The organism is Paenibacillus oryzisoli, assembly GCF_050467285.1.
GTDB lineage: Bacteria > Bacillota > Bacilli > Paenibacillales > NBRC-103111 > Paenibacillus_E > Paenibacillus_E oryzisoli_A.
In genome coordinates this window covers 312,332-339,331 of record NZ_JBCMUN010000007.1, presented here as the reverse complement: position 1 = coordinate 339,331, position 27,000 = coordinate 312,332, and the positions used below count along the sequence as shown (strand labels likewise).

Sequence of the window (27,000 nt, the reverse complement as noted above, 5' to 3'; positions counted from 1 at the left end):
AGGATCGCTAAAAGAAAGGAGTCCTTGAAAGATGGAGCTGGACAAAGATTTGCACGCCATTCAGGAAATGAGAGAGGCTGTCAAGAAAGCCAAAGCGGCTCAACAGCAGTTTCAAGCCTTTTCGCAGCAGGACGTGGATCGTATTGTAAAAGCCATGGCAGATTCCGCGTTTGACAAAGCCTATGAATTAGCCTCTCTCGCCGTCATGGAGACGGGACTTGGCGTAATCGAGCATAAAGTGATTAAGAATCAGGTCGCATCCCGGGATGTGTACGCCTCGATTCGCGATCTTAAAACTGTCGGCATTATCAATGAATACCGGGATCAGCAAATCGTTGAACTGGCTGCGCCCTTCGGAGTCATTGCAGGTATCGTTCCAACAACGAACCCAACGTCCACCGCTATTTTCAAGAGCTTAATTGCGTTAAAAGCCCGAAATGCCATTGTATTTAGCCCTCATCCGTCAGCAGCCAAATGTACGGTGGAAGCCGCCAAGATCTGTTTGCAGGCTGCTATTGCAGCGGGGGCACCGGAGGGGATCATCGGCTGGATCACGCAGCCAACGATGGAGGCCACAGAGGGCTTAATGAAGCACAAGGATATCAACCTGATTCTAGCTACAGGCGGCAGCGCTTTGGTAAGAGCAGCCTATAGCTCGGGCAAGCCGGCTTACGGCGTAGGACCTGGCAACGTGCCGGTATATATTGAGAGAACGGCTGAGATAGCGAAAGCCGTGCAACGCATTGTCGATAGCAAAACATTTGATCATGGAACCATTTGCGCTTCGGAACAGGCCGTTATCGTCGATCGGAATATCCGTGAGATGGTCGTTCGCGAATTTAAGAACCTGGGTGCGTATTTCCTGAATGCAGAAGAGAAGAAGAAGCTGGAACCGATCATTTCCCCTGCTCCCAGCAAGCTCAACCCTAAGATTGTTGGCCGAAGCGCTGCGGTGATCGCGGAGATGGCAGGTGTCCAGGTTCCTGCCGAGACGCGGTTGTTGATCGCGGAAGAGCAGCATGTCGGAAAGGATATTCCGTTCTCCATCGAAAAGCTGGCGCCGGTGTTTGCCTTCTACACGGTAGATGGCTGGGAGGACGCTGCCGAGATTTGCGAGCAGCTGTTGGATTTAGGCGGAAGAGGGCATACGCTGGCCCTTCACACAACCGACGATAAGATTGCTCGATCCTTCGCCTTACGTATGCCTGTCTCAAGAATTGTCGTGAATACCCCGTCTGCGCTTGGCGCAGTTGGCGGAACGACGGGACTCAAGCCATCCTTTACGCTTGGCTGCGGTTCGTTTGGAGGGAACATCACATCCGATAACTTGACGGCCCATCATCTCATGAATGTGAAGCGTCTCGCCTACGGCATTAAACAGGTCGATGTCCCCAAGCAAGGAAGAGCCGCTAATTCGGAGTATTCGAGGCCCGCAGAAGAACGCGCGACAGAACTTCAGATTACAGACGTAGTGAATCAAGTAATGGAAAAGGTTGGCGCAACAGGGCGTGTCGATAAGGCAACTGTTGTCAAACTCGTTCATCAAGTGATCTCCCAAATTTAATCCCATAAAACCTAGGAGGAATTTAAGATGTCAAGAGAACTTACAGCGTTAGGTATGATCGAAACCAAAGGGCTTGTAGCCTCGATTGAGGCGGCAGATGCGATGGTTAAAGCGGCAAATGTTCATATTGTCGGTAAGGTTCATGCAGGCGGAGGACTTGTTACGGTGCTTGTTCGCGGGGATGTCGGAGCTGTGAAGGCGGCTACCGATGCAGGGGCTGCAGCAGCACAGCGTGTTGGTGAATTGCTGTCTGTCCATGTCATTGCACGTCCACATAATGAACTGGAAAGCATACTGCCTAAATTTGAGCAAGAAAAATAAAAGCGAGTGTTCAACGTCGACTGGAAGATGAGGTGCATGAATCATGGATCATCAGATGGTACAGTCCATTGTAGAAGAAGTAGTGCTTCAACTCCATCAGGCTGGCAAACCAACACCTTCGGTGCCTATTGGGGTCTCGGCACGACATGTGCATGTATCCAGGGAACACCTTGAGGTATTATTTGGTTCCGGCTATGCGTTGACGAAAAAGGCGGATTTATCGCAGCCTGGTCAATTTGCAGCTAACGAGACGGTACTCCTTGCGGGGCCGAAAGGAAGCATTGAGAAAGTTAGAATACTAGGCCCTGTTCGAGGAGCTACTCAAGTTGAGGTCAGCATGACAGATGCGGTGAGGCTCGGGTATAGACCGCCGCTCCGAGAATCAGGAGATACGAAAGGCTCTTCGCCCGTTACGATCGTAGGCCCCCATGGCAGTCTGTATTTGACAGAAGGATTAATCATCGCCCAGCGCCATATTCACATGACGCCGCAAGATGCAATGGTTTTCGGCGTTAAGAATGGTGAGCTAGTTTCCGTCCAAACATCGGGCAAAAGATCGATGGTTTATGACAAGGTGCTGATTCGGGTTTCCGAGCGTTACAAGCTCGACATGCACATCGATACCGATGAAGCGAATGCTGCGCTGCTCGCTACGGGAGATGCCGGAAATTTAGTGCAATCCTCCGATGATGCGGGTTAATTATGACATTATCTATGGATAAGAATTTAATTGAGCACATCGTTCGTGAAGTGATCGCAAGCTTGCAAGCCCGGGGATCGGGGGTAGTCGAACCGAAACCATGTCTGCTTCTTGTTCATGATGGAAGCCGCGCAACAACGGAAATCGATAAGATCATTGCCCCCTTACTGGCAAAATGGCAGGTTGGTATTGAGTCGTATCAAGCGCCTGATCTTGTATCCTCTGCGGAGAAGGATGTCCGTCATGCCGTTCTGATGGATATCGATCAGGACTTACTCGTTCGGGGAGCACAAGGATTCACAGATTCAGCTCCCAGTAAACTGTTAGCCACGCTGCTGCGTAACGGAACGCCAGTGACCTTGGTCCCCGCCCCTTCTGCAGCGTGGATCCTTCAATCGGTTGATTCGGATGAAGGGTTGCCGGAACCGGCCAAACGTTATCGCGCACATATTCGAACGTACAAGGATCAGCTGATCACGTTTGGGGCAAAGTTTGCTAAGCTGACCGAATTGGAATTGCAGCATGAGATGGGGCTGCATGTCAATAAAAGAGTACTGACGCAAAAAGATATACAGGACAGCCATGTTCCGACGATTACGGTCTCGCGGCATACCTTGATTACCCCGTTAGCGCGTGATACTGCAAAAGATAAAGGATTGACAATCCTTATCCAAGAGCCCTGAGGCGGTGAACACATATGCAAGTTGGCATAGTAATTGGAAATGTATGGGCAACACGGAAAGAGGATGATCTCGTAGGCTTGAAGTTTTTGTTCGTCCAGCCGGAAGGGCCAACTGGACTGCCGATTGACGCTCCGCTAGTCGCCCTGGATCGGATTGGTGCGGGCATTGGAGATAAGGTCATGGTGACCAAAGGGAGCGCAGCCCGGCTTGTCATCAAGGATAAAGAATTGCCGATCGACGCGGTCATTATAGGTATTGTAGATTCAATTGATGTAGAGAGCAGGTGATGGGATGTCAGAAGCGTTAGGAATGATTGAGACAAGGGGTTTTATCGCTTCCATAGAGGCTGCAGACGCCATGATAAAATCATCCAATGTCAAGCTGGTTCGTCAGGAGAGTGCCGATGCAGGACTCATGACGATCCTTGTGTCAGGAGATGTTGGCGCCGTTCAAGCGGCGCTTGAAGCAGGGAAAGAAGCCGCGAAGCGAGTGGGGGTACTGGTGGCAGCTCATATGATCGCCAGACCGGACGATGAAGTCAATCACTTGCTGCAAAAAAATGAAATGACCGATTCGGCCAGTCAGCAGCGTGGAGATACGACAAAAAATAATGCTGGAAGAAAGCGAACGGAACTCAGCCCCAATAGCGATCATAAAACGGACACTGAATAGGCTGTCGAGGTGAAAGAAATGGCGTTTAAACGAAAGAAAATTGCAGTGATTGGCGCCGGGTTCACCGGTGCGACGGCGGCGCTGCTGATGGCGCAAAAAGAACTTGGCGACATCGTATTAGTGGATATTCCAAACTTGGAGAATTCTACAAAAGGAAAAGCGTTGGACATGCTCGAATCCGGGCCTGTCCAAGGTTTTAATGTCCATATTTCAGGTACATCCGATTATTCAGATATACAAGATGCTGACATGGTGATCATTACCGCAGGTATTGCTCGTAAGCCAGGAATGAGTCGGGATGATCTTGTCAATACCAATGCAGCCATTATGCGTTCCGTATCGGAAAATGTGGCCAAGTTTGCCCCAAACAGTTATATTCTCGTGTTAAGCAATCCGGTAGATGCCATGACCTACGTATGTTATAAAACGACCGGTTTTCCGAAAAATCGTGTCATAGGGCAATCGGGTGTGCTGGATACAGCTAGGTTTAATACATTTATTGCCCAGGAATTGAATGTATCCATTGAAGACATTACAGGATTCGTACTCGGAGGTCACGGTGATGATATGGTACCGTTAGTTCGGTATTCTAGCGTTGGCGGCATTCCCGTACAAAAACTAATTTCTAAAGATCGCTTGGATGCTATTGTAGAACGGACCCGTAAAGGCGGTGGTGAAATCGTAAGCCTTCTTGGAAATGGTAGTGCCTATTATGCGCCTGCGGCCTCGCTGGTCCAAATGGCGGAGGCTATTCTTTTAGACAAGAAACGAGTCCTTCCTTCAGTCGCTTATTTGGAAGGGGAGTACGGGTATCGAGACTTATATATTGGCGTACCGACGATCATCGGCGGGGACGGTATTGAAAAGATATTGGAGCTGCAACTAACCGAGCAGGAAAAAAACGATCTTACCAAATCAGCTAAAACCGTTCGTCAGGTGCTGAACATTGTAAATATTGTTTGACGAAAAAACAGATGGTTGTTAATCAACTGAACTGGGGTTCCTTGAAATTTGACCGGCAGCCTCTTTAAGCTATAGGGGAAGCATAACAGAAGGATAAATGGGTAGAATTAAACAAAGAAATCTAATGCGGTTGAGGCGAAAACGTATGCATGTTGGATTAGCGATTCTAAGTATAATAACAGCCCTGTGGTGGTCAAACAGAAGCCACTGGAAGAGATATCATTCAACTATGCTTTATATAACCTCAGGCGCATTTTTGTATGAATTTTTGACGAAAGATCAAACGTTGTGGAAGTTTCATCCTGATTTTTTGTTCAATTACACGCTAACGGTAGTTGTTTACGCGGTACTTACGATGCCTCTAAACATCCTTCTCTTTCTAGCCACACTTCCAGAGAATGGTTTTTGGAAGAAGTCTCGTCATATTGCCTTATGGATAATGATTTATGCTTCGATGGAATGGGTAATGGTTCATACAGGCCGAATCACATATCAAAACAATTGGAACCTTTTCTACTCGATTTTGTTCGATATTATGATGTTCCCGATGATGATATTGCACAGCCGTAGGCCTGGAAGAGCATATCTGCTCTCGATTGTAATCATTTGCTTCCTGATGTACGCGTTCAGGGTGCATTTAGAATAAACTACTGAAGGAATAGGAAATGCATATAATAGCTCAAGGCTGCACACAATAGGAGCAAATGCTACCTGGAGGTATGGCCTTGATTAAGACGCTGCAATGGCTGTTTTTGCTCTTGCCTTGGTTGACCTTATTCGCAGCCAGGCGCGAAGCGGTAAGACGGTTTATGCCGACCGTCGTGCTCACAAGCTTGCTGATCACGATCGTATCGGTTATGGGATATGAATTTAACTGGTGGAAGACTCATAAGCAAATCGTCCCCTGGGGTCATATTGTTGACATCAGTTTTGTTTACGGGCTATTGCCTGTCGGAACGTTCTGGATTTTCTATTTTACGGCCGAACGGTTTCTGCTTTATCTGGTGGTGAATTTAGCGATTGACGCGGCATTTTCGTTCGTCATTCTACCGCTGATGGATCGGTTTGGGATCACATCGCTGGAACGGATGGCAACCTGGCAAACCTTTGTTTTGGATACATTCATCTCGTTGCTGATTTACGCGTACTATAAGTGGCAAACGGCTTCCGCGGATATGAAAGGGACTATTGACAGGCCGTCGTTTTCGGGAGGGAACCGCGATTGGGGACTTCGTTCCCGACGAGGTGCTCGCTGAGCAGCAAGGATTTGAAGAGCTAAGCCGTATTCCAGCTTAGCTCTTCTTATTTAGGCTTCAGCCGGTTGAGTGCGTGAAACGCGCGACAGAACAAAAAAAGCCAGATGTGATTATAGACGGTAACTCCAAAAATAGCTACGATGAACGTAACACCTCATTGGCATTTTGGGAGGAGCACATCCATATGAAGGCAACAGCGAAAACAAATTACTTCCATAAAATGATTGTATTCTCGATCCTGCTTATTACGTTCCCCATCGTCACCGTGGGCGGATTTTCTTACCTTCGCGCCTCACATACCATTCAAGAAAAAGTCAACTCGGGAGCCCTGCAAATTCTGCAGCAGATGCACCAGCGAGTGGAGCAAAGTCTTCGTACCGCGGACAATGCATTGACCCAATTCACGGCGTCCTCCTCGGTGTCCAAACTATTGACGACCGATGTAAGCGATGTCGGACAAAGCAGCAACATTCAGTTAATCGAGGAGCTGCAAGAAGGACTTCGGCGGGTGAAAACGTATGATTTAGGTCTTAGCGACGTCCAGTTTTTTCAATTCCGGTTTCAATGGAAAGCAACGAATAACGGCTACGAGCGTTTCTCGCAGCAGGAGTCTGACGGGAAGCAACTGCTGGGAGAGCAGCGGGGCTCCTTCTGGCGACGAAGCGATAACTCGATTGATTTGATCAAGACCTTGCCTCCGACAGCAATCGACCCGCCGGCTGCGGTCATTTTAAAGGTCCCCTATGAAGAGATTAGCAAATATTTGACGGTGGACACAGGACTGGGCAAACCGTTTATTCTGGATTCCTCCTATCGGATTATTGCAGATGTGGACCGGTCTATGATCGGCCAGTCCGAAGCCGAAGAGCCCTATATCAGTCAATTGAAGGCAGACAAGCTGGAACAGGGCATCCTTCCCGTCGATCGTAACGGAAGCCGCTATAATCTGATCTACAGCAGATCGGTCTATAATGGCTGGACGTACGCAACTTTTGTATCTGTGGAGGCGATGAACCGGGAATCCAAGGCGATTCAATGGTTCACACTGATCGTGTGCGCTTTGGTATTGGCCGCTGGGGTTATAGTATCGTTATTGGGTTCAAGAAGGATGTATATTCCGATTCTGAGACTTTACCTAAGTGAGAAGCAGCTGAGCAGTGAGCTGCAGTACAAGCGTAGCCAGCTGCAAGATTTTTTTATCATGAAGCTCTATCTGGGGGAGGTTCATCAGGATGAGCTGGAGGATAAGCTGTTACTTGGCGGGGAGACCTGGAACAGCTTACGGGTTATTGTTGTGCAAATCGACACGCTCGAGGGGAGCAAGTATGAGAAGAAGGACAAAGACTTGCTTTTGTTTGCCGTAAATAACATTGTTACCGAACTGATCCAAGCATCGGACCGGCTGCTTAAGCCCATTCTCATGGATCAATCGCAGGTTAATCTTATCCGAAGCATGCACCCTACGCAGGAAGAAGCGGTCCGGTTTATCGACGAATTGGCTCGTGAAATTCAAGATACGGTCAAAAAATTTCTACACATCAAGGTCAGCCTCGGCATTAGCCGCCCGTTTACGTATGTGAAGGGGACCCATCGGGCTTACAAGGATGCGTTGGAGGCGCTCAACTATCGGATTAAGCTCGGACATGAGGCGATTCTGTATATCGCGGATGTCCAGCCCAACGACCGCAAGCTGCCCGAATATCCGGAGAAGCTGAAGAACGATTTGATCGATGCCATTAAGCTGACGAACCGGGAGCAGGCGTACCTGCTGCTGCAGCAGTTCTCGCATGAGGTGTTTAGCGTGCAGTTGACGCATCGCGAGTATCAGATGATGATGATCGGTCTCCTAACCGACCTGATCCGGTTGCTGCAGGAATCGGGCGGATTGCTGCAGTCTTTGTATGAAGAGGAGAAATCGCTCTTCGACCGGCTGTTCGAGCTGCAGACTTCCACGGAGATCGTGGAATGGTTTGACCAATCCATTATTTTACCATCCATTCGACTTCTAGAGGAACAGCGAAATAAACAGTATATTCGCATTTCCGAGGAAATGATTAGCATGGTGCATAAAGAGTACGATAAGGAACTAACGATCGAGTTGTGCGCTTTTCGAATCAATTACCATCCGGATTACATCCGGCATGTTTTCCGTAAGGAGGTAGGTATGCCCTTCGGGGAATACCTCGCCCAGTATCGGCTGCAGATTGCGAAAAAATGGCTGGTGGAGACGAGCATGAAAATATCAGACATTGCCGAGAAGCTTCAATATAATAATTCACAGAACTTTATTCGGTACTTCAGGAAAATGGAAGGCATGACTCCGGGGCAGTATCGAAGCTCGGCGAACAACAGCGCAGTGGATCCGCATTAGATCCGGCTGCGTTTTTTTTGTACTTACAGCTGGATGAACAGAGCCGCTAAGGATTATGAAGCAACCGTTCCGGATTATTCTATGCGCAGCATCGCCACTTCTTCGCATATAACCGTCTCGGATTATAGACGGCACGTTGCGGCCTCTTTTACGATGAATGACGTCAGCCGGTATGCCGCCGACGAGAATTCAGTACAACAAGGGGGATGAGGACATGCATGCGAGTAGAGCGAAAGTACTGGCAGGCTCGAGTGGCCAGAAGCTTCGCCAAATAAGAATGGACCGTTGGCTGTATCTGATGCTGGTGCCAGGTATCCTTTATTTTGTCGTATTCAAATATTTGCCCATGTGGGGGGTGTTCCTGGCCTTCAAGGACTACCAGCCCTTCGTTGGGTTCTGGGGGAGTAAATGGGTTGGGTTCAAACACTTTGAACGATTCTTCACGGATCCTTCGTTTTGGCACTTGTTGCGCAACACTTTTTCCATCGCTTCTTACAATCTAATCTTTTACTTCCCTCTGCCAATTGTGCTTGCCCTGATGCTGAACGAGGTGAAGAATGAGCTGTTTAAGCGGCTCGCTCAGACAATGATTTATGTGCCCCACTTCTTCTCGTGGGTTGTCATCTCGGGGCTCAGTTACATCCTGTTAACGACGGAGGGTGGGATCGTCAATGAGCTGATTCAAGCTGCTGGCGGAGAGAAGATTTCCTTCCTGCTGAGCAAGGACTGGTTCCGGACAATTATTACGTCACAGATCATTTGGAAAGAAACCGGCTGGGGGACGATTCTGTTCTTGGCAGCGCTATCCGGTGTCGATCCTTCCTTGTATGAAGCGGCGCGCATCGATGGAGCGGGACGCTGGCGACAGCTCATGCACATTACGCTTCCTGCGATTCGCAGCACGATTGTTATCTTGCTTATTCTCCGATTGGGTCATTTCTTCGAGCTAGGCTTTGAGCAAATCTACTTAATGCTGAATGCGATGAATCGCGAGGTGGGTGAGACGTTTGATACGTATATCTACACGAACGGCATCCAGCAGGGCTTGTTCAGCTATACGACCGCAGTCGGGCTGTTCAATTCGTTTATCGGCCTTATTCTCGTTGTAACGGCTAATGCCATAGCCAAGCGTTTCGGTGAAGAAGGTGTCTACTAGATCAATCAGGAGGAGGTGCGGTATGGTACAAGACCGTTCCTTAGGCAGCCGAATGTTTACTTGTATAAATTATGGCATGATCGGCTTATTCACTTTGTTCACCATTATCCCTTTCATACATGTCGTTGCGTCTTCCTTCACGACGGCGGAGGAGCTGCGACAACGGGCATTTGTTTTATTTCCTACCGTGTTTTCACTGGACGCCTATGCCTATATCCTTACGACCAATACCATTACGCGCAGCATGGGGGTTACGATCTTCATTACGGTAGCCGGCACGCTGTTTAATATCGCAATGACGACGTTGATGGCATATCCCTTGTCCCGCAAGACATTAATTGGACGCAGTAAAATTATGCTCATGGTGCTGTTTACCATGCTATTCCAAGGCGGCATGATTCCGACATACCTGACAGTAAAGGAACTCGGACTGCTCAACAGCTATTGGGCGGTCCTTCTTCCAGGGGCCATCAGTGCGTTCAATCTCATCGTGATGAAAAATTTCTTTCAGCAACTGCCGGATGGTCTTGAGGAATCGGCCAAAATCGACGGTGCGAACGATCTGATGATCTTGCTTAGAATTGTCATTCCATTATCCATGCCGGCGATTGCCACATTTTCCTTGTTTTATGCTGTCGGACATTGGAATTCCTTTCTGACGCCTGTGTTGTATTTGAATAATCCAGAGAAATGGCCGATCCAGGTATTGCTGCGGCAAATCGTCATTCTGTCGCAAGGCGGTTTCGGAGATGCATCGGAGATGGGCGCGGACTTTGTCCCGCCACCGCTTCAGACAATCAAATCGGCTGTCATCGTGTTCGCCAACCTGCCGATTCTGCTCGTGTATCCTTTCTTACAAAAGCATTTTGCCAAAGGTGTACTTCTCGGCTCGGTTAAGGGCTGAAATCTATTATAATAACGAATAGGGAGATGGTTTAACATGTTAAACAAGAAGAAGCGCGTAAAAGCCGGAGTATGCTTGACAGTGCTCTCACTCAGTCTGCTGTCGGCCTGCGGAGATGCAACGGATACGCCGGCTGCGACGGGGGGAGCTCAGAACACGAATAGCCCGGCTGCTTCGCAGGGGCCCGCGACGATTTCGTTCATGCTTCCTTATTTCTCAACGGAGCCGCCGAAGGCTGACAACCCTGTCTTCAAGAAGCTGGAGGAACTGACCAATACGAAGATGAATATCACCTGGGTGCCGAATGCCGCATACAAGGATAAGTTGTCGGTCAGCTTGGCCTCCAATGATCTGCCTCAGGTAACGGTCATTGCCAATCTGGATGGCGGCAACTATGCGCCAAGCATCTTGAACGGCGTTCGCTCCGGAGCGTTCTGGGAGATCGGGCCGATGCTCAAGGATTATCCGAATCTGTCCAAGCTGAACAAGGACGTGCTCGAGAACGTATCCCACGACGGGAAGCTTTACGCGTTATATCGTCCCCGTGTCATTGCGCGCGGCGGCATCATTTTCCGCAAAGACTGGCTCGATGCGCTGGGGCTTCAGGAGCCGAAGACGATCGATGAGTTGTATAACGTCTTAAAGGCATTTACGCTGAATGACCCGGATAAAAACGGCAAAAACGATACCTATGGGCTGATCTCACGCAAGGGGATTGCCGATCTAGACATGCTCTCCGGTTTCTTCGGGGCGGGCAATGGCTGGGAGCTGCAGGACGGAAAACTCGTTCCGAGCTTTACGACAAAAGCATACTTGGACGCTTTGAAGTTTTACCGCCGGCTCTTTCAGGAGAAGCTAATGAATCCGGATTTCGCCGTGTCGGAGGGGAATCAGAGTAAGGCATTGTTCGAGAATGGCAAGGGCGGGGCCATTATCTCCACGGCGATTGACGATGTCGTCGGCAACGACCGGGAGATCAAGAAGCTGAATCCGAACGGAGCTGCCGATATCGTTTCGCGTATTCAAGGGCCAAAGGGAGAGCGGATTCTGGCTTCCTCCGGTTACAACGGTATTTTCATGTTCCCGAAAAAGTCAATTAAAACCGAAGCCGAGATGCGAGCGATACTGGCGTTCTTCGATAAGATGTTTCAGCCGGATATTGCCAACTTGCTCAACTGGGGCGTAGAGGGCAAACATTACCACCTGGAAAACGGGAAAGCGGTCAGCACGGAGTCGGAGCAGAAACTGAAGGTGGACGACCTGCTTCCTGTGCCGCAGCTGAGCATTGTCATGAATACAGATGCTCCTCTCGAAGGCGTGAGTACACCCCTCGAGCAGAAGTTAAAGACAATGTTCAAGGAGAACGTGTCCATCGCGGTTCCGAATCCGGCGGCTTCGTTGATTTCTGCGACACTGTCTGAGAAGAGCGGTGAGCTGGACAAAATTCGCAATGATGCGAAGGTCAAATACATTCTGGGCGAAATCGATGATAACGGCTGGAATAGCGAGATCGAGAAATGGCGGAAGTCCGGCGGTGATCAGGGAATCGAGGAGATCAACGCGGAGTACGCTAAGCGGAAGAAGTAGACACTAACTGACAGTATGACGTATTACCCCGGTGCGCAAAGAAGCCAGCAAACGCTTAGGTTTGCTGGCTTCTTGCACTTCAAAACTTATTTGTCATGGAACAGGGGGAGGAAACAATATTAGAGATATCAGATTCTTTTTGATGATCATAAACCTAATCATAGTGAAGGAATTACCCGTTTTTGATGATCGGCGATGCAAATTGAACATTTACTTTCTCGCTTGGGATACAGTAATCTTGCGGTAGATGATGCGCACATCGAACGCCAGACTATAACAAGATCGAAGGGGTATCCGAATGAACAATTATAAATTGAGACGGTCGGTGGCTATGGGAGTTTCGCTCGTGGCAGTGCTTGGCATCGTCGCCGGTTGCACCAGTAATGGCAGCGAGAGCGAACCTTCGGCTAGCAGTAAAACATCGGAGCCGGCAAAGCCGATCACCTTAACGTATTGGGCGCCATTAAACCCGGTTATAGGCGCAGTTGTATCCGACTTGGGCCAGATTGACATGTACAAGGAAATGGAGAAACGGACGCAAATCAAAATGCAATTTAAGCATCCGGCTGCCAACCAGGTGGATGAACAATTTAAATTGATGATCGCTTCGCATGATTTGCCTGATGTCATTGAGACGAACTGGCTTACGTATCCGGGCAGCCCGACGAAGGCGATCCAGGATGGCGTTATCATCAAGTTAAACGACTTGATCGACAAGTATGCCCCCAATTTGAAGAAGATCATGGACGAGAATCCGGAAATCAAAAAGCAAATGCGCACGGACAACGGAGATATATTTTCGTTTCCGTTTCTCACAGTTACGAAAAGCCGCGTGTTCAGCGGCCCTGTTATTCGAAAAGATTGGCTGGATGAACTGGGGCTAAGCATGCCGGAAACGATGGATGACTGGGAAAAGACGCTTCGTGCATTTAAAGAGAAGAAAGGCGCGAAAGCACCTTATACGTTCAACTATGGCCAATTGGGAGTCGTTTACGGTTTTCTCGAGGCATTCGGTATTACGAATGACTTCTACGTTGATAACGGAAAAATCAAATACGGACCGGCGGAGCCGGCCTATAAGGATTTCATCGCGACGTTCAGCAGGTGGTATAAGGAAGGGCTGATCGATCCGGACTTTGCCACAAACGATTCCAAGATGCTCGACGCCAATATTACGGGCGACAAATCCGGCGCCATTCTCGGCTTCGTAGGGGGAAGCATCGGAAGATATATCGACGCTATGAAGAGTAAAGAGCCTAACGTTAATTTGGTTGCCGCGCAGTATCCGGTTCTGAAAAAAGGCGACGAGCCGAAATTCATCCGCCGCGAATGGGATTACGGTACGTCAGGCGGTGCAGCCGCGATTACGACGGCTAACAAAAACCCGATCGAAACCGTGAAATACCTGGACTATTTTTATGGCAAAGAAGGCCATTTGCTGTCGACCTTCGGAATCGAAGGGCAAACGTATAAAATGGAGAACGGCTTGCCTACGTATACCGATTTAATCATGAAAAATCCGGACAAATTGCCGGTTGCGAGTGCGCTCGCCAAGTATACCCGCGCGACTGCCCCTGCTCCGGGTTATTCCGACGATCGTTATCAGGAGCAGTATTATGCATACCCACAGCAGAAGGAAGCCTTGAATTTATGGGCCAAGTATTCGAACAATGCACTGAAAGTATTAATTCCGCCGATTTCAAATTCGCCGGACGAAGCCACAGAGCTCTCCAAAATTGCGAACGATCTGAAAACATACACCACCGAAATGACGACGAAGTTTATCATGGGCGGGGAATCACTCGATCAATACGATAAATTCGTCGGCCAGCTGAAAAAACTGAATGTGGATCGGGCAATCGAGCTGAAGCAGGCTGCCCTCGATCGTTATAACAAACGGCAGTAATCCATGCACAGCAGAGGAATCGTTTGCCGTGTTTATCCTGTGCATCCGTTGATAGACACGGAACCTTCCTCCTGTTATCGCTGTTGCATTTGATCACTGCTTGAGGGAGGAGGATAGGCGATGTACTTGCAATTCCTAAAGAAAGATTTCCTGCGAAATCGAATCATATACTTCATGGCTGTCCCCGTTGTGGCCTACTATGCGATTTTTCATTATTTTCCGATGTACGGTGCGGTCATTGCGTTCAAGGAATTCAACATAGCTAAAAGCATTTGGGACAGTCCTTGGGTGGGCTTCGAGCATTTCAAGGTGTTTCTGAACAGTTACTATTTTTGGCGCCTTCTTAGAAATACGCTGCTCCTGAACGTGTTTCAATTGCTCTGGGGGTTCCCGGCGCCCATCGTGCTCGCACTGCTTCTGAATGAAATACGACTCAAATGGTTCAAGGGGATCATTCAGACCGTCGCGTATTTGCCGCACTTTATTTCGGTGGTCGTCGTGTGTGGCATGGTGGTCGATTTTACAAGCCGAAGCGGCATTATCACGGATCTTGTGGTTTGGCTGGGCGGGTCCCGAACGGCGTTGTTGTCGGATGCAGGAAATTTTCGCACGATCTTCATCAGTTCCGGCATCTGGCAGGAAATCGGGTGGGGCTCAATCATTTACCTAGCTGCCTTGAGCGGCATCAATCCCGATCTGTATGAAGCGGCTACTGTAGAAGGCGCAGGGCGATTTAAGCAGATGCAGTTTGTCACCTTGCCGGGCATTATGCCGGTTGTCGTCATCCTGCTGATTTTGAAAATCGGTCATATGATGGATGTCGGGTTCGAGAAGGTAATCCTGCTGTATAATCCGAATACGTATGAAACGGCTGATGTTATCTCATCATTCGTTTATCGAAGCGGACTTACGGGAGGGGAATACAGCTATAGCAGCGCCATCGGCTTGTTCCAATCGCTCATCAATTTCATCCTGTTAATCGCTGCCAACGGACTTGCAAGACGTACAAGCGAAAACAGCTTATGGTAAAGGAGCATGCCCGTATGACTGTATATAGAAAAAGTATTGCCGAGCATATTTTCGACGGGGGCAATGCCATCCTCCTGTTGTTCCTGGGCGCCGCGACGCTGTACCCGATCATTCATGTGATTGCAGCATCGCTTAGCAATGCGGACCAATTAATGAGCCATCAAGGCCCGTTGTTGTTTCCACTCGGCCTCCAATGGGAAGCTTACCGTCTTGTACTCAACAATCCGAATATCGGGACCGGCTTCCGGAATACGCTCTTTATCGTTGTATTTGGTACAATTCTGAATGTATTCATGACCGCCATGGGTGCTTATGTATTGTCGAGAAAACAGGTATATTGGAACAAGATTCTGATGCTGCTTATCGTCTTTACGATGTATTTCAGCGGTGGCCTTATTCCGACCTATTTGCTCGTCTATAAGACGCTCCATCTCAAAAATTCCTTATTTGCTTTGATCATTCCCGGAATGATTTCCACTTGGAACCTCATCATTATGAGAACCTCGTTCAAGCAAATTCCGGACAGTCTTCTGGAATCGGCCAAAATTGATGGTGCGAATGACTTTGGTCTCCTATTTCGCATTGTCATTCCGCTCTCGATGCCGATTCTGTCTGTTATGATCCTCTTTTACGGCGTAGGACATTGGAACGCGTGGTTCAATGCGATGCTTTATTTAAGGGAACGGCAGTTGTTTCCGCTTCAACTTATCTTGCGGGAAATTCTCATCCAGAATAATACGGACAGTATGATGACAGGAGTAGGGAGCCTCGACAAACAATCCGTCAGCGAAAGCATAAAATATGCGACTATTGTCGTGGCGACGTTTCCGATATTGGTGATTTATCCGTTTCTGCAAAGATACTTCGTAAAAGGCGTCATGATTGGCGCATTGAAGGAATAGACCAACGATGAAGGAGATATGCAGCATATGCAGGCAGACCGCAATCGATCACTTCGGCGCAGTGTATTACTTTCATGGATTGCCTCATATGCCTTGATCCTGTTCATTTCGAATATCTTCAGCATCCTGGTGTATTTTGGCTCGGGCAGCGTTATCGAAAATGAAATCAACCGTTCCAATCTTGCTTTGCTGAAGCAGGTGCAGCAAGTCATGGACGGGCAATTGCGGGAAGTGGAACGTCTCAGCCTGCAGATTGCCCTCAATCCCAAAGTCGTCGAACTCGCGCAGACCCGCGGGCAGCTATCTCCAGCTCAAAAATACAAGCGGCTGGAAATTTTGAACGATTTCAAACTTTACGCCACATTAAACGGGTTTGTGGATGCGTTCTATGTTTATTTTCAACATGAACGTTCGGTCATTTCAGCGGACACTTACTTTAACGATGACGAGTTGTTCTATCGAATGACACATGGAACTGAGAACATGACGTATCAACAGTGGCACGATTTGGTGGAAAGTTATCAATTCGGCGACTATATCAAGCTTAACCGCATTACAGAGGCGGGAAGCACCGTTCCGACAATCGCATTTGCCCGCTCGATTCCTTTGACCGATCTGGGCGAAGCGTCGGCAAAAATCATGATCATGTTCGATGCCCTGCGCTTTCAGGAAGCCATTCGCAATTTGCAATGGGTAAACCGTGGGAATGTTTTGATCCTGGACGACCGTGATCATGTGATTGCGTCAACGGAACCGGTCGACACGGCACAAATCCCGCTCATTAATCGCAAGGTTACAAATGGAAGCGGTATCACCTCGGCGGAGTTTGACGGAGCGAACGTCACGATGTCCTATGTATCATCGGAAGTTGTCAAATGGAAATACGTGTCCATTCTTCCTTCCGAAGTTTTTATGGAGAAAGCCAAGTATGTCCGTAACCTAACCGTTATTAGCTTGATCGTCTGTACGTTCATCGGGGGAATCGCCGCTGTTCTCTTCGCACGTCGCAACTACAATCCGGTGCGGGAGCTTATGCATTTGCTTTCGGGCAAAACCAAAGTCTCCGTCGAACGATCACGAGACGAATACGATTATATCAAGGATGCGATATACAGCACACTTGACGAGCGGGATCGCATCCATCGGGAGTTGGAACAACAAAGTGCCATATTACGCTCCAACTTTCTAGTGCGGCTGATGAAAGGCCGGATGGGATCTGTCATCCCCATCGATGAAGCTTTGTCGACGTACGAGATGCAATTCCATTCCGACAACTTTGCCGTGATGCTGTTTTATATCGAAGATTTCGCTTTTCTTTTCCATCATTCGAGTGAGGATGACGAAGAGAAGAAGCTTCGATTTGTGCACATGATTATTCAGAATATCGTGGAGGAATTGGTCCGGGAACGTCACGGCTGTTATTCGGCCGAGATGGACGGGATGATTGCTTGTTTGGTTAGTCTGCAAGGGAGCTCATCTACAAGCGAGGAACTGTCGGAGTTGAAGGGAATCGTCAAGAGGGCGAAGACGATCATTCAAGACCGGTTCCATATCTACCTTACCGTTTCGATCAGCGGTGCCAGACAGGGAATCGGCGGTATTGCCGAAGCGTACCAGCATGCGCTGGAGACGCTTGAATATAAGATGGTGTACGGCGCTAACCAGATCATTACCTATGACCAACTTCGTATGTCGGATCGCGGACACAAATATTTCTACCCGCTGGATAAGGAGCGGCAGTTGATCAACTATATCAAAACCGGGGATTTCGCAAGAGCCAAACAGGTTGTGGACGAAATATTCGACTCCAATCTGGGAGACTCGGGCCTACCCATCGAAATGGTAAAATGCTTGTTGTTCGAAATGATCGGCACGATTATGAAAACGATCGATGAGATGCATTTTGGCGATCAAGACGCTTTCGTCAAAACGTTGAATCTGGTCCCACGGGTTCTTCAAAGTGCAACCGCCTTTGCAATGAAGAAGGAAATGACGGCCATTCTGGAGCAAGTATGTTCTCTGTCGGCGAATAAGAGCCGAGGCTCCAACTTGAAGGATGAGGTGCTTGCTTATATTGCCGAATCGTATCATGACGTCAACTTGAGCCTCTCGTCGATCGCTATCCATTTTGACATCAGCACCAGCCATTTGTCGCGAACGATCAAGGAACAGACAGGGGAAAGCATGCTCGATGCGATTAACCGGGTCAGAGTTGATAAAGCGAAGGAACTGCTCGATATGCAAGGATTAAGTATATACGAAACGGCTGAGAAAGTCGGTTTCTATAACAGCAATGCCTTGATTCGAACCTTCAAGAAATATGAAGGAATTACACCGGGACAATACAAAGCGAAAGGATAGGAGGCGTTAAAGTGAAGCTTGCGTTTAGCACGCTGCCTTGCGAAGGGTGGAGTACCGAAAAACTGATCCACTATTGCACCACGCACGGATTTGCCGGAATCGAGTTGCGGGAAGGAGACGAATTCCAAATTTCTTCTTCTACCCGCATGGAAGAAGTGGAGAGGATCTCGTCGATGATCGCCAATGCCGGTGTGAGCGTGACGAATATCGGCTCGAGCGTATGTGTGAAAGGGACTTCCGTGGAAGAAACGAATCTTGCCATGCGAGCGTTCGAACAAATGGTGCCGCTGGCGAATGGTTTGCAGGCCACCGGCATCCGGATCTTCCTGGGCAATTTCGCCAGAAGGTACGACGCACCAAAGGAGCAGCTCGACTATGGGAAAATTGTGGAATTTATTCAATGGGCATGCGATTATGCAGCGCTTCACGAACGTGAAGTGTGGATCGAGACGCACAATGAATTTGCTACCGGCAAAGCGCTGAGTCCGCTTCTTCGCGATGTCGCCAGAGAAAACTGCAAGGTGATATGGGATGTTATCCATTCCCTTGAGGACGGCGAAGAGCCCGAAGAAACGATCGCAATGCTTGGTAATCGATGCGTGCACATTCATTTGAAAGACGGTCGACCGTTCGACGACCCGATGCAGCATGATTGGGAATATACGTTTTTTGGTGAGGGGAATATACCCATCCCCCGTATCGTATCACTTTTGCAGGGAGCCGGGTTTGAGGGGTACTTATCGCTCGAATGGGAGCCCAAATGGCGGGAAGAATTACGAGTTCCGTGGGCGGAGGCTGAAGTCGTACTGCCGAAATATGCGAATGACATGCGCAAGCTGCTTGAGAGAACAAGATGAGAAAAACTGCAATTACAGCCATCTCATCGAGAAAAGGAAGGTTGGTATGAAAACACTCATAACCGTTTATGAAAGCAGCTTGAAGAACATGGTTTTTCAACGCGATGCGATTGATACCTTGCGACAATTTTCAGAGGTCGTTTGGGTGGAAGAGGGAAAGCCGTATACATCCGAACAGTTGGCTGCGGACATTGGTGAGTTCGATGCTTGCCTTACCTCCTGGGGGTCGCCGAAAGTAACGAGACAGGTTCTGGAGCAAGCTGGAAACTTGAAATTTGTGGGCCATGCGGCAGGCACGGTTGTCCCGATCGTCGAGGAATGCATATTCGATCATGAGATCGCCGTCGTCAACGCCAATGCGGCGCTAGCCAAATCAACTGCGGAAGCGGCGATCGCGATGATGATGGCCGGAGCTTGGAATCTTCATGGGTATCAGGCAGGTTTGCAGCAGGGGCGGTGGTCCGCTAACAGCAAGGAAACTGTGTTGGGCCTGTACAACCAGGTGATCGGCTTGATCGGATACGGCGATATATCCAGGGAAGTGATCCGTCTCCTTCAACCGTACGCACCGAAGATTCTGCTATTTTCCCGCAACTGTTCCTTGGCTGAAGCGGAGGGTCTTGGCGTGGAATTGTGCAGCCTGCCTGATTTGCTGAGCAGAAGCCGAATTATCTCGCTGCATAATACGCTCACACCGGCCACGATTGGAATGATTGGTCGGAACGAGCTTGCACTGGTGCAGGATGGATCACTCATCGTCAATACGGCAAGGGGGCCGATCATGGACGAATCGGCGCTCCTGGAGCATGCGGCGTCGGGAAGACTGTCCGCCGTGCTTGATGTATATGCCCAAGAGCCGCTGGATAAGGATCATGCGCTGCTTAAGCTGCCGAACGTCATGTGTCTTCCCCATATCGGCGGGTACTCCGGCTATTGGAAGACACGTCTAGGCGCAACCGTGATTGCCGATTTGGAGCGGTTCGTCAAGGGAGAAAGCCTGCATGGAAGCATAACGAGGGATAAATTTAACCGCCTCACGCCGAGGTAACCGATTGACGACTCGTATTATGAAACCGGAAGGACGAGATGACGATGCAAGCAGTAATTTTTGACGAGTATATGGCGAAAGGAAACCAATCGATTTTGCCGGATTTTTCCTATGCCGGGTACAAGTATGGGGAAGAAGAGATGCCAGAGCATTTGGTTCTGATCCCGGTAAGCGATTTCGGAATCGTTCCGGATACGGGAATGGATGTGACAGAGCGAATTCAGCAGCTGATCGACACGGTCGGAAAGCGTGGCGGCGGCGTTCTCTTTTTCCCGAAGGGACGCTATGATCTTCGAATGGATCCGGGCAAGGACAATTACCTGAAGATGAATTACAGTCATGTCGTTCTGAAAGGGGAAGGAAGCGGGAGCGATGGAACAGTGTTCTATCAGCATCGTCCCATCCTGTCGGAGAAGATGCCCTGGCTTTCTCCGGGTATCATCCACACAGGGGATGCCTTGTTCGGGAACGAGAAGTTTCTAAGCCCGAAGGAACTGCCGCAAGTTGCCACCATTTCCGAAAACGCTCATAAGGGTGAGACCGTCCTTTCTTTATCCGATACTTCGCTGCTCAAGGAGGGCGATTGTATCCTGCTCTGCATGCGAAATACGGACGACGATGGAACGTTAATTCGCGAGCTGATTGCTCCGCTGGAGCTCGATCCGGCTTGGGAAGATGCACATACCGCCGGCACTCGTAGAGCCGCTTCCTACCAGTGGCTGGTTGAAATCGACCGCGTGCTGGATGAACGGCATATCCGCTTGAAGCAGCCGTTGCGTCGCGATGTGTTGCTCGCTTGTGCACCGTTTGTTTGCCGGATCGATATGCTGCGAGGGGTGGGGATCGAAGATCTCCGATTGGAAAGCGCATGGGATGGAGGAGGATACTACCATCACAAGAACCACGAAGTCGACTACGGTTGGTCGGGGATCTGTATGCACCGCGTGGCGCACGGATGGGTTCGAAATGTCGTGATGAACAATTACACGCAGGGGATCCAGCTTAGAGACAGCAGGAATGTTACGGTATGTCAGGTCGAAATGTACGGACACCCTGGACATTTCGGCATGAAATGTTACGCGCACGCATGCGACAACCTGTTCGCCGACATTGATATTCGCTCGTTTCTTACGCATGGGGTCGGCATCGAGGGGACGACGCAGGGGAACGTTTTTACCGACATACGGTTCCATGCAGCAGGTACCGAGATCGACTCTCATGGCGGAGGAGCGCCAAGCTTCAATTTGTTCGAGAATATGGTTGGCGTTTCCAAGATATCGGGAGGTGGCGCGATCTTCAATCTGCCGTACACGGGACAATACAATACCTTTTGGAATCTAAGATATACGCATTCCGAACCAAAGCCAGGATGGAATACGTATGGCGACGCGAGGTCGAAGACGGAAACTTTACTTTTAAAGAAGGAACGCCGGGATGAATTGTTCTATGCTTGGTATTGGAGCTGCCATATGGGCATAGACACGCTGCAAGATCACCGCATGTATCCGAAAAGTATCGTAGTCGGCGCTTTTGCGAGTGATCCGGGTGAGGAGGTGAAGGTAGAACGGAGTACGTACAACCGTTCGGATGACTGGGGATATGTGGAAGCACTTAATCATGGTCCAATCGCGCCCCTGTCTGTATATGCTGCTCAGCTGGAACTTCGATTGAAGACGCGTCATTAAACAAAGGCGAGAGGAGTGGAATCAAGAACGAATTGGAGAGACTCGTACTACAATCTTCATCTGATATTGGAGGAATAAAATCGAATAAGTGGGGAGTTCGATAAAATGAATAGCAAATTTCGTCTACTTAGCCAATCGCTAGTTCTAACGCTAGTCTTGACGATGCTGGCCCCGTGGCTCGCTGCACCAGTCCGTGCGGAAGAAGATCCGATTTACCAAGGGCTGGATACAAAAGCGTTCGCCATCGATTATGATCAACTGGAGTCGTACGAAGGCGCGCATCCGAGGTTGTTGATGGATGCTTCCGGACTGGCTGACATTCACGTGAAAAGCGCGACGCCGGCATTCGCAGATGTAGTTGCGGCCACGTATGCCAAGGCGGACGACGCCGTGTCAACCCATCCGCCGTTAACGGTGGACGGCAGCTTGGCCGCTGCCGATCCAGTGTTCTCCTCGCTTACCGACATCATCCCCACACTCGCCATGGCGTATGTGCTCAGCGGCGACCAGAAGTATCTCGATTCCGCAGTGGAATGGATCGAGGCCGTCTGCGGCTATCCGCAGTGGCAGCCGGCGCCCGACTTGGCAACCGGTCAGGCGCTGATGGCGCTCGCGCAGGCTTACGACTGGCTATTCGCGGATCTGGACGAGCCGACGAAGGCCACGATGCGTGCCAAGATGCTGCTCGAGGGCGGCAAGGTGTACGAGAAGGCAACGTTAACAAGACAATCCTACTGGAACCGCTCCTGGTTGCAAAATCATAATTGGGTAGCCGTTTCCGGAATGGCAGCAGCCGCGATGGCGATGTACGACGAGGAGCCGACGGTGCTGCCGTGGCTGGAAACGGCGAATCGCAACTTCAGCACGACGATGTCCGTGCTGCCGGAAGACGGCGCGAACCACGAAGGAATGGACTATTTGTTCTATGGCATGGAAAGCTTGTTTACGTATGCCGACATGGCCAATAAACTGCTCGGAACGGATCTGCTTACAACGGAATGGTTCTCGCAAACATCGGCGTTTTTGCTGCAAAATTTCTTGCCGGTAAACGGCTGGACGAAGGACAAATATTTCTTCGCCTTCGGCGACAGCACCGGTAACGGTAACGTGATGGAGCATATGCTGCGGCTCTTGGCCAGCAGGTTCAATGATGGCAATATGCAATGGCTGGCGGACCAAACGGTTGCGGCCGGCATCACCACCCCCAAGCGGGTGTTCATGGATTTGTTCTGGTACGATCCATCGGTTCCGGCCATTTCGCCGGCAGCCGGAGCGCTGCCTACGATGAACCGTTTCAGCGATCTCGATATCGTAAACGCGCGTAGCTCCTGGGATGGGGATGAGTCAGCGCTGTTCTTCCGTTCCGGCCCGCCGCTTGGGCACAAGGAATTGGAGCTGAGCAATGGGCTCAGTCCTCAGTATGACTGGGGCTCTGGCCACGTTGATCCGGCTGCCGGCTCGTTCCTGCTGTTTGGCAACGGCGAGTCGCTGATTCGCGACGACGGGTATGCATGGCCGAAGCTTACGCTTAATCACAATTCCATGACGATTGACGGTCAGGGACAGCTTGGCGAAGGCGGCGACTGGATGACGATACAGCCGTATCACGACTTGCAGGCAGATCCGAATGTGGCCAAAGCGACTTCGTCCCCTGGGCTTGACTATATGGTCGGTGACGCAACCGCAGCGTATGACCCTTCGCTCGGGCTGACCAAATACAGGCGGCACTTGCTGTTTCTTAAACCGGATGTGCTGATTGTCGTTGACGACGTTGCGCTCGATGCGCCCCGCACGCTGGATTTCCGCTTCTGGCCGGAGAACCAGTACCTCGTTCCTCAGTCGGACAACGGATTCCTGGTGCCGGGTACATCATCCGCGCTGCGCATCGTGCCACTGACGCAAGATGGGCTGGATATTGGCGTCGACACGCGTCGCGTCCCGACCCGTTATGACGCGCTGGCATGGCAAGCAGTAAAGCTGAGTGCAACGACAGATGACCTGCAGAATGCCGTCGCCTTCTCGTGGTCAGCAGCGACGGATTCACCGCAGCAGGTAGGCTACACGCGAAGCGGCAATGAATGGACGTTCACCGTCGGGAATCAGACTGTCTCGCTTAATACCGCTACGGATACGGCCTCGTTGTCGGGCACGAACGATTACCGCACGCAAGGGATGCAGATCGTCCGTGATGGCCAGCTTCATGCCCTAACCGAGGCAGCCCGTACGGAGGATGGCACGGTCATGGTACCGTTTGCATCCGTATTCGATGCGCTCGGCGCCACGTGGACATGGAACGGAACGACGCATACGGCGACAGGAAATGCCGGCGGCAGCACGTTTGCGCTGACGGTGGGCGATCCAGACGCGCTTGTCGATGGTTCCACCGTTACGCTACGGCACGCGCCCTCGTCGGTGAATGATACGGTGTATGTGCCGCTGCAATTGGTAGGCGCCGTGTTCCATTCCGTTGTGTCCTGGGACGGCAATAGCTCCATGCTGCGGATGACATCGAACGGAACGAGCACTGGGGCCAACGCCAGTCTGATGGCAGCGGCGGTGAACGGCAAACCGTTGGATACGTTTGTCTCCGGTACGTTCGCATACACGGTACCGGTCGTTGGTCGAACGAACGTTCCGAGCATCGTCGGCATCCCCGCCGACGCCAAGGCAAGCGTGGAGACGATCCCCGCGCAGCAGGTGCCCGGCACGACGACCGTGGTAGTGACATCGGCCGACGGTTCGGCGCAATCGGTATATACGTTTGACCTGGTGTATCAATATCCGCGCGGGGCAGGTACGCTCGATATCGTCGGCGTTACGTCGAGCGACCCCGCAGCCAGCGATCCGATGAACGCGATCGATAACGATTCCGCCACGTTCTGGTCGGAAGAAGGGATCGGCAAATGGCTGCAGTTCGACCTCGGGACGGAGCGTGAGGTGAGCAGCGTGGCGCTGGCATTCTATGCAGGCGATGCGCGAACGGCCAATCTCGATATCGCGCTTTCTCCGGATGGTGACAACTGGACGACGGTATTCAGCGGCAGCAGCAGCGGCACCACACAGGACCTGCAGTTCTTCGATTTCGCCGCAACGAACGCTCGTTATGTGAAAGTGATTGGGCGAGGCAATAGCAAGAGTGCCTTTAATTCTATTACCGAAGCTGGCATTTTCGACAGCGAGCCGTTTATGAAAGAGGTATCGCTTACGGCTGCGCAGCCACGCATCGTGTTGGGACACAACGCCGCACTCGCGCTGTCCGTCACGATGGGCGATACGAGCCCGGCTAACCTGGCGGGCGCCGACGTGAGGTTCGCGAGCGACTTGCCGTCGGTTGCGTCCGTAGACGGAAATGGCGTCGTGACGGCCAATGGTCTAGGCACGGCAAACATCAGTGTGGTGATCCGGATGAACGGTCAGACCCGGATGGCACAAACGCTCATTACCGTGTACGACGGCACGAATGCGGCAACCTTTGCACCGACGGACGATGCGTATACGGTTGCATGGCGAACGAACGACAACTTCGGCAGCCTGTCGACGATGGAGGTCAAGCAGTCGCCCAGCGACCCCGGTGCCAATCGCAACGCTTATATGAAATTCGATTTGTCCTCACTGGCAGGCGGGGGCAATATCGTTAGCGCCAAGCTGCACCTGTACGCGACCAAAAAAACATCGCTCGCCACCGGCAATGAAGCGGATCTTACGCTTTACGGCGTTGCAGACGACACTTGGACGGAGATGACGCTTACAGCGGCGAACCGACCGGCGCTCGGTACTGAACTTGCATCCGGTGTCGCAACGGCGCAGGGCAATTGGCTCACGCTGGACGTCACCTCGTACGTATATGGGCAGCATGCCGGCGACGGTGTAGCCAGCTTCGGCATCGGCACACAAACGAGCGAAGGCTATGTAGCTGTCCTAAGCAAGGAGACCAGCAGCGCCAATTACCAGCCGTATCTGGAGGTGACGACGCGGGAAGGGGCATCGCCGGCCACGCTTGCTTTGTCTCCGGCATCGCCGAACGGGCTGAACGGCTGGTATACGACACCGGTGACTGCAACGCTCGGCTACACGGATCCGTTCCCGACGGGAGCGACGCTCGAATACAGTTTAGACGCCGGGAACACCTGGCAGCCATACGCCTCGTCACTTATGTTCGATGAGGACGGTACGTACGAGCTGCAATACCGGGCCAAGGACGGAAGCGGCAATCCTGGTCTCGTGCAGAGCCGTACGATCGCGGTTGACATGACAGCGCCAACGGCAACGATCGCCTACAGCGTCGAGGAGGTGACGTATGGTGGCACCGTAGCTACACTGGTGCCCAGCGAGCCGGTGACGATCACGAATAACGGCGGCTCGTCCAGCTACACGTTCAGTGCCAACGGCAGTTTCACATTCAACTTCGCCGATGCGGCAGGCCATACAGGCACGGCTACGGCCGCGGTCTATTCCATGAACAGTGCGAATTACGCGCCGACGGACGATGCCTATACGATCACTTGGCGAACGAACGACAATTTTGGCAGCCTGACGGCGATGGAGGTCAAGCAGTCACCGAGTGATCCTGGCACATCCCGCTATGGCTATATGAAGTTCGACTTATCGTCGCTAGCAAGTGGGAGTCGCATTGTTAGTGCCAAGCTGCACCTGTACGCGGTCAAAAAACCGTCGCTTTATTCCGGTAATGAAGTAGATCTCACACTGTACGGCGTTGCCGACGATATGTGGACCGAGTCGGCGTTGTCAGAGGCGAATCGGCCGGCGCTTGGCACAACGCTTGCGTCGGGCGTCGCGACGACGTCGGGGAATTGGATTGAGCTCGATGTAACGCCGTACGTGTACGCTCAGTATGTCGGCGACGGCGCGGCCAGCATCGGCATTGGCACACAGACGAGCGAAGGCTATGTAGCCATCCTGAGCAAGGAGACCAGCAGCGCCACTTACCGCCCGTATTTGACGGTGATGACAGCGGATTAGCGAATAAGGTGCGGGAGCATAGTGTCCCGGGTATAAGAGGAGTAGCGCCAGATGA

21 protein-coding genes are annotated in these 27,000 nt (G+C 50.9%); all 21 read left to right on the top strand.

Going from position 1 to position 27,000, the window contains the following annotated elements; genetic code table 11:
• The first annotated feature begins 31 nt into the window (after positions 1-31).
• The 21 genes from ABE504_RS13880 to ABE504_RS13780 all read left to right on the top strand — a co-directional run bounded on the left by ABE504_RS13880 (position 32) and on the right by ABE504_RS13780 (position 26,945).
• Positions 32-1,564: an acetaldehyde dehydrogenase (acetylating) gene (locus ABE504_RS13880; protein ID WP_430089284.1), complete on the top strand. Its 1,533-nt coding sequence runs from the start codon at positions 32-34 to the stop codon at positions 1,562-1,564.
• Positions 1,565-1,591: 27 nt separating this feature from the next.
• A complete protein-coding gene (locus ABE504_RS13875) occupies positions 1,592-1,885 on the top strand; it encodes a BMC domain-containing protein (RefSeq protein WP_430089281.1) in 294 nt (97 codons plus the stop codon).
• A gap of 43 nt (positions 1,886-1,928) precedes the next feature.
• The gene (locus ABE504_RS13870) at positions 1,929-2,585 is read left to right on the top strand and encodes a phosphate propanoyltransferase (protein WP_430089278.1); all 657 of its coding nucleotides are present in this window, start codon (positions 1,929-1,931) and stop codon (positions 2,583-2,585) included.
• 2 nt (positions 2,586-2,587) lie between these two features.
• The gene (locus ABE504_RS13865; protein ID WP_430089275.1) at positions 2,588-3,268 is read left to right on the top strand and encodes a hypothetical protein; all 681 of its coding nucleotides are present in this window, start codon (positions 2,588-2,590) and stop codon (positions 3,266-3,268) included.
• 14 nt (positions 3,269-3,282) lie between these two features.
• Positions 3,283-3,555: a EutN/CcmL family microcompartment protein gene (locus tag ABE504_RS13860; protein ID WP_430089272.1), complete on the top strand. Its 273-nt coding sequence runs from the start codon at positions 3,283-3,285 to the stop codon at positions 3,553-3,555.
• A 4-nt stretch (positions 3,556-3,559) separates the two neighbouring features.
• Positions 3,560-3,940, top strand: a complete 381-nt coding sequence (locus tag ABE504_RS13855) for a BMC domain-containing protein (protein ID WP_430089269.1) — start codon at positions 3,560-3,562, stop codon at positions 3,938-3,940.
• 18 nt (positions 3,941-3,958) lie between these two features.
• On the top strand, positions 3,959-4,903 hold the full coding sequence (gene mdh, locus ABE504_RS13850; RefSeq protein ID WP_430089266.1) for a malate dehydrogenase: 945 nt from the start codon (positions 3,959-3,961) through the stop codon (positions 4,901-4,903).
• Positions 4,904-5,000: 97 nt separating this feature from the next.
• Complete coding sequence (locus tag ABE504_RS13845; RefSeq protein WP_430089264.1) at positions 5,001-5,549, top strand: CBO0543 family protein; 549 nt, start codon at positions 5,001-5,003, stop codon at positions 5,547-5,549.
• Positions 5,550-5,628: 79 nt separating this feature from the next.
• A complete protein-coding gene (locus ABE504_RS13840; RefSeq protein ID WP_430089262.1) occupies positions 5,629-6,159 on the top strand; it encodes a hypothetical protein in 531 nt (176 codons plus the stop codon).
• Positions 6,160-6,343: 184 nt separating this feature from the next.
• Positions 6,344-8,530 (top strand): helix-turn-helix domain-containing protein, encoded by a 2,187-nt coding sequence (locus tag ABE504_RS13835; RefSeq protein ID WP_430089260.1) that lies wholly within the window; start codon positions 6,344-6,346, stop codon positions 8,528-8,530.
• A gap of 214 nt (positions 8,531-8,744) precedes the next feature.
• The gene (locus ABE504_RS13830) at positions 8,745-9,686 is read left to right on the top strand and encodes an ABC transporter permease (protein WP_430089257.1); all 942 of its coding nucleotides are present in this window, start codon (positions 8,745-8,747) and stop codon (positions 9,684-9,686) included.
• A gap of 22 nt (positions 9,687-9,708) precedes the next feature.
• Positions 9,709-10,590, top strand: coding sequence for a carbohydrate ABC transporter permease (locus ABE504_RS13825; RefSeq protein WP_430089254.1), 882 nt, complete (start codon positions 9,709-9,711; stop codon positions 10,588-10,590).
• A gap of 36 nt (positions 10,591-10,626) precedes the next feature.
• On the top strand, positions 10,627-12,177 hold the full coding sequence (locus ABE504_RS13820; protein WP_430089251.1) for an extracellular solute-binding protein: 1,551 nt from the start codon (positions 10,627-10,629) through the stop codon (positions 12,175-12,177).
• A 298-nt stretch (positions 12,178-12,475) separates the two neighbouring features.
• Positions 12,476-14,083: an extracellular solute-binding protein gene (locus ABE504_RS13815; protein ID WP_430089249.1), complete on the top strand. Its 1,608-nt coding sequence runs from the start codon at positions 12,476-12,478 to the stop codon at positions 14,081-14,083.
• A 120-nt stretch (positions 14,084-14,203) separates the two neighbouring features.
• Positions 14,204-15,112, top strand: coding sequence for an ABC transporter permease (locus ABE504_RS13810; protein WP_430089246.1), 909 nt, complete (start codon positions 14,204-14,206; stop codon positions 15,110-15,112).
• 14 nt (positions 15,113-15,126) lie between these two features.
• A complete protein-coding gene (locus tag ABE504_RS13805; protein ID WP_430089243.1) occupies positions 15,127-16,014 on the top strand; it encodes a carbohydrate ABC transporter permease in 888 nt (295 codons plus the stop codon).
• A 27-nt stretch (positions 16,015-16,041) separates the two neighbouring features.
• Positions 16,042-18,375 carry an AraC family transcriptional regulator gene (locus ABE504_RS13800; protein WP_430089239.1) on the top strand — a complete coding sequence of 778 codons (2,334 nt, stop codon included), beginning with the start codon at positions 16,042-16,044 and terminating at the stop codon, positions 18,373-18,375.
• 11 nt (positions 18,376-18,386) lie between these two features.
• Positions 18,387-19,232, top strand: coding sequence for a sugar phosphate isomerase/epimerase family protein (locus tag ABE504_RS13795; protein ID WP_430089236.1), 846 nt, complete (start codon positions 18,387-18,389; stop codon positions 19,230-19,232).
• 46 nt (positions 19,233-19,278) lie between these two features.
• On the top strand, positions 19,279-20,280 hold the full coding sequence (locus tag ABE504_RS13790) for an NAD(P)-dependent oxidoreductase (protein ID WP_430089233.1): 1,002 nt from the start codon (positions 19,279-19,281) through the stop codon (positions 20,278-20,280).
• Positions 20,281-20,324: 44 nt separating this feature from the next.
• Positions 20,325-21,965, top strand: coding sequence for a hypothetical protein (locus ABE504_RS13785; RefSeq protein ID WP_430089230.1), 1,641 nt, complete (start codon positions 20,325-20,327; stop codon positions 21,963-21,965).
• Between the two features lie 105 nt (positions 21,966-22,070).
• The gene (locus ABE504_RS13780) at positions 22,071-26,945 is read left to right on the top strand and encodes a DUF7594 domain-containing protein (RefSeq protein ID WP_430089227.1); all 4,875 of its coding nucleotides are present in this window, start codon (positions 22,071-22,073) and stop codon (positions 26,943-26,945) included.
• Positions 26,946-27,000 lie beyond the last annotated feature (55 nt).

Excerpts from the sequence above, each read along its gene's own strand:
- ABE504_RS13880 (WP_430089284.1), top strand. The coding sequence starts at position 32 with ATGGAGCTGGACAAAGATTTGCACGCCATTCAGGAAATGAGAGAGGCT.
- ABE504_RS13875 (WP_430089281.1), top strand. The coding sequence starts at position 1,592 with ATGTCAAGAGAACTTACAGCGTTAGGTATGATCGAAACCAAAGGGCTT.
- ABE504_RS13870 (WP_430089278.1), top strand. The coding sequence starts at position 1,929 with ATGGATCATCAGATGGTACAGTCCATTGTAGAAGAAGTAGTGCTTCAA.
- ABE504_RS13865 (WP_430089275.1), top strand. The coding sequence starts at position 2,588 with ATGACATTATCTATGGATAAGAATTTAATTGAGCACATCGTTCGTGAA.
- ABE504_RS13860 (WP_430089272.1), top strand. The coding sequence starts at position 3,283 with ATGCAAGTTGGCATAGTAATTGGAAATGTATGGGCAACACGGAAAGAG.
- ABE504_RS13855 (WP_430089269.1), top strand. The coding sequence starts at position 3,560 with ATGTCAGAAGCGTTAGGAATGATTGAGACAAGGGGTTTTATCGCTTCC.
- mdh (WP_430089266.1), top strand. The coding sequence starts at position 3,959 with ATGGCGTTTAAACGAAAGAAAATTGCAGTGATTGGCGCCGGGTTCACC.
- ABE504_RS13845 (WP_430089264.1), top strand. The coding sequence starts at position 5,001 with ATGGGTAGAATTAAACAAAGAAATCTAATGCGGTTGAGGCGAAAACGT.
- ABE504_RS13835 (WP_430089260.1), top strand. The coding sequence starts at position 6,344 with ATGAAGGCAACAGCGAAAACAAATTACTTCCATAAAATGATTGTATTC.
- ABE504_RS13830 (WP_430089257.1), top strand. The coding sequence starts at position 8,745 with ATGCATGCGAGTAGAGCGAAAGTACTGGCAGGCTCGAGTGGCCAGAAG.
- ABE504_RS13825 (WP_430089254.1), top strand. The coding sequence starts at position 9,709 with ATGGTACAAGACCGTTCCTTAGGCAGCCGAATGTTTACTTGTATAAAT.
- ABE504_RS13820 (WP_430089251.1), top strand. The coding sequence starts at position 10,627 with ATGTTAAACAAGAAGAAGCGCGTAAAAGCCGGAGTATGCTTGACAGTG.
- ABE504_RS13815 (WP_430089249.1), top strand. The coding sequence starts at position 12,476 with ATGAACAATTATAAATTGAGACGGTCGGTGGCTATGGGAGTTTCGCTC.
- ABE504_RS13810 (WP_430089246.1), top strand. The coding sequence starts at position 14,204 with ATGTACTTGCAATTCCTAAAGAAAGATTTCCTGCGAAATCGAATCATA.
- ABE504_RS13805 (WP_430089243.1), top strand. The coding sequence starts at position 15,127 with ATGACTGTATATAGAAAAAGTATTGCCGAGCATATTTTCGACGGGGGC.
- ABE504_RS13800 (WP_430089239.1), top strand. The coding sequence starts at position 16,042 with ATGCAGGCAGACCGCAATCGATCACTTCGGCGCAGTGTATTACTTTCA.
- ABE504_RS13790 (WP_430089233.1), top strand. The coding sequence starts at position 19,279 with ATGAAAACACTCATAACCGTTTATGAAAGCAGCTTGAAGAACATGGTT.
- ABE504_RS13785 (WP_430089230.1), top strand. The coding sequence starts at position 20,325 with ATGCAAGCAGTAATTTTTGACGAGTATATGGCGAAAGGAAACCAATCG.
- ABE504_RS13780 (WP_430089227.1), top strand. The coding sequence starts at position 22,071 with ATGAATAGCAAATTTCGTCTACTTAGCCAATCGCTAGTTCTAACGCTA.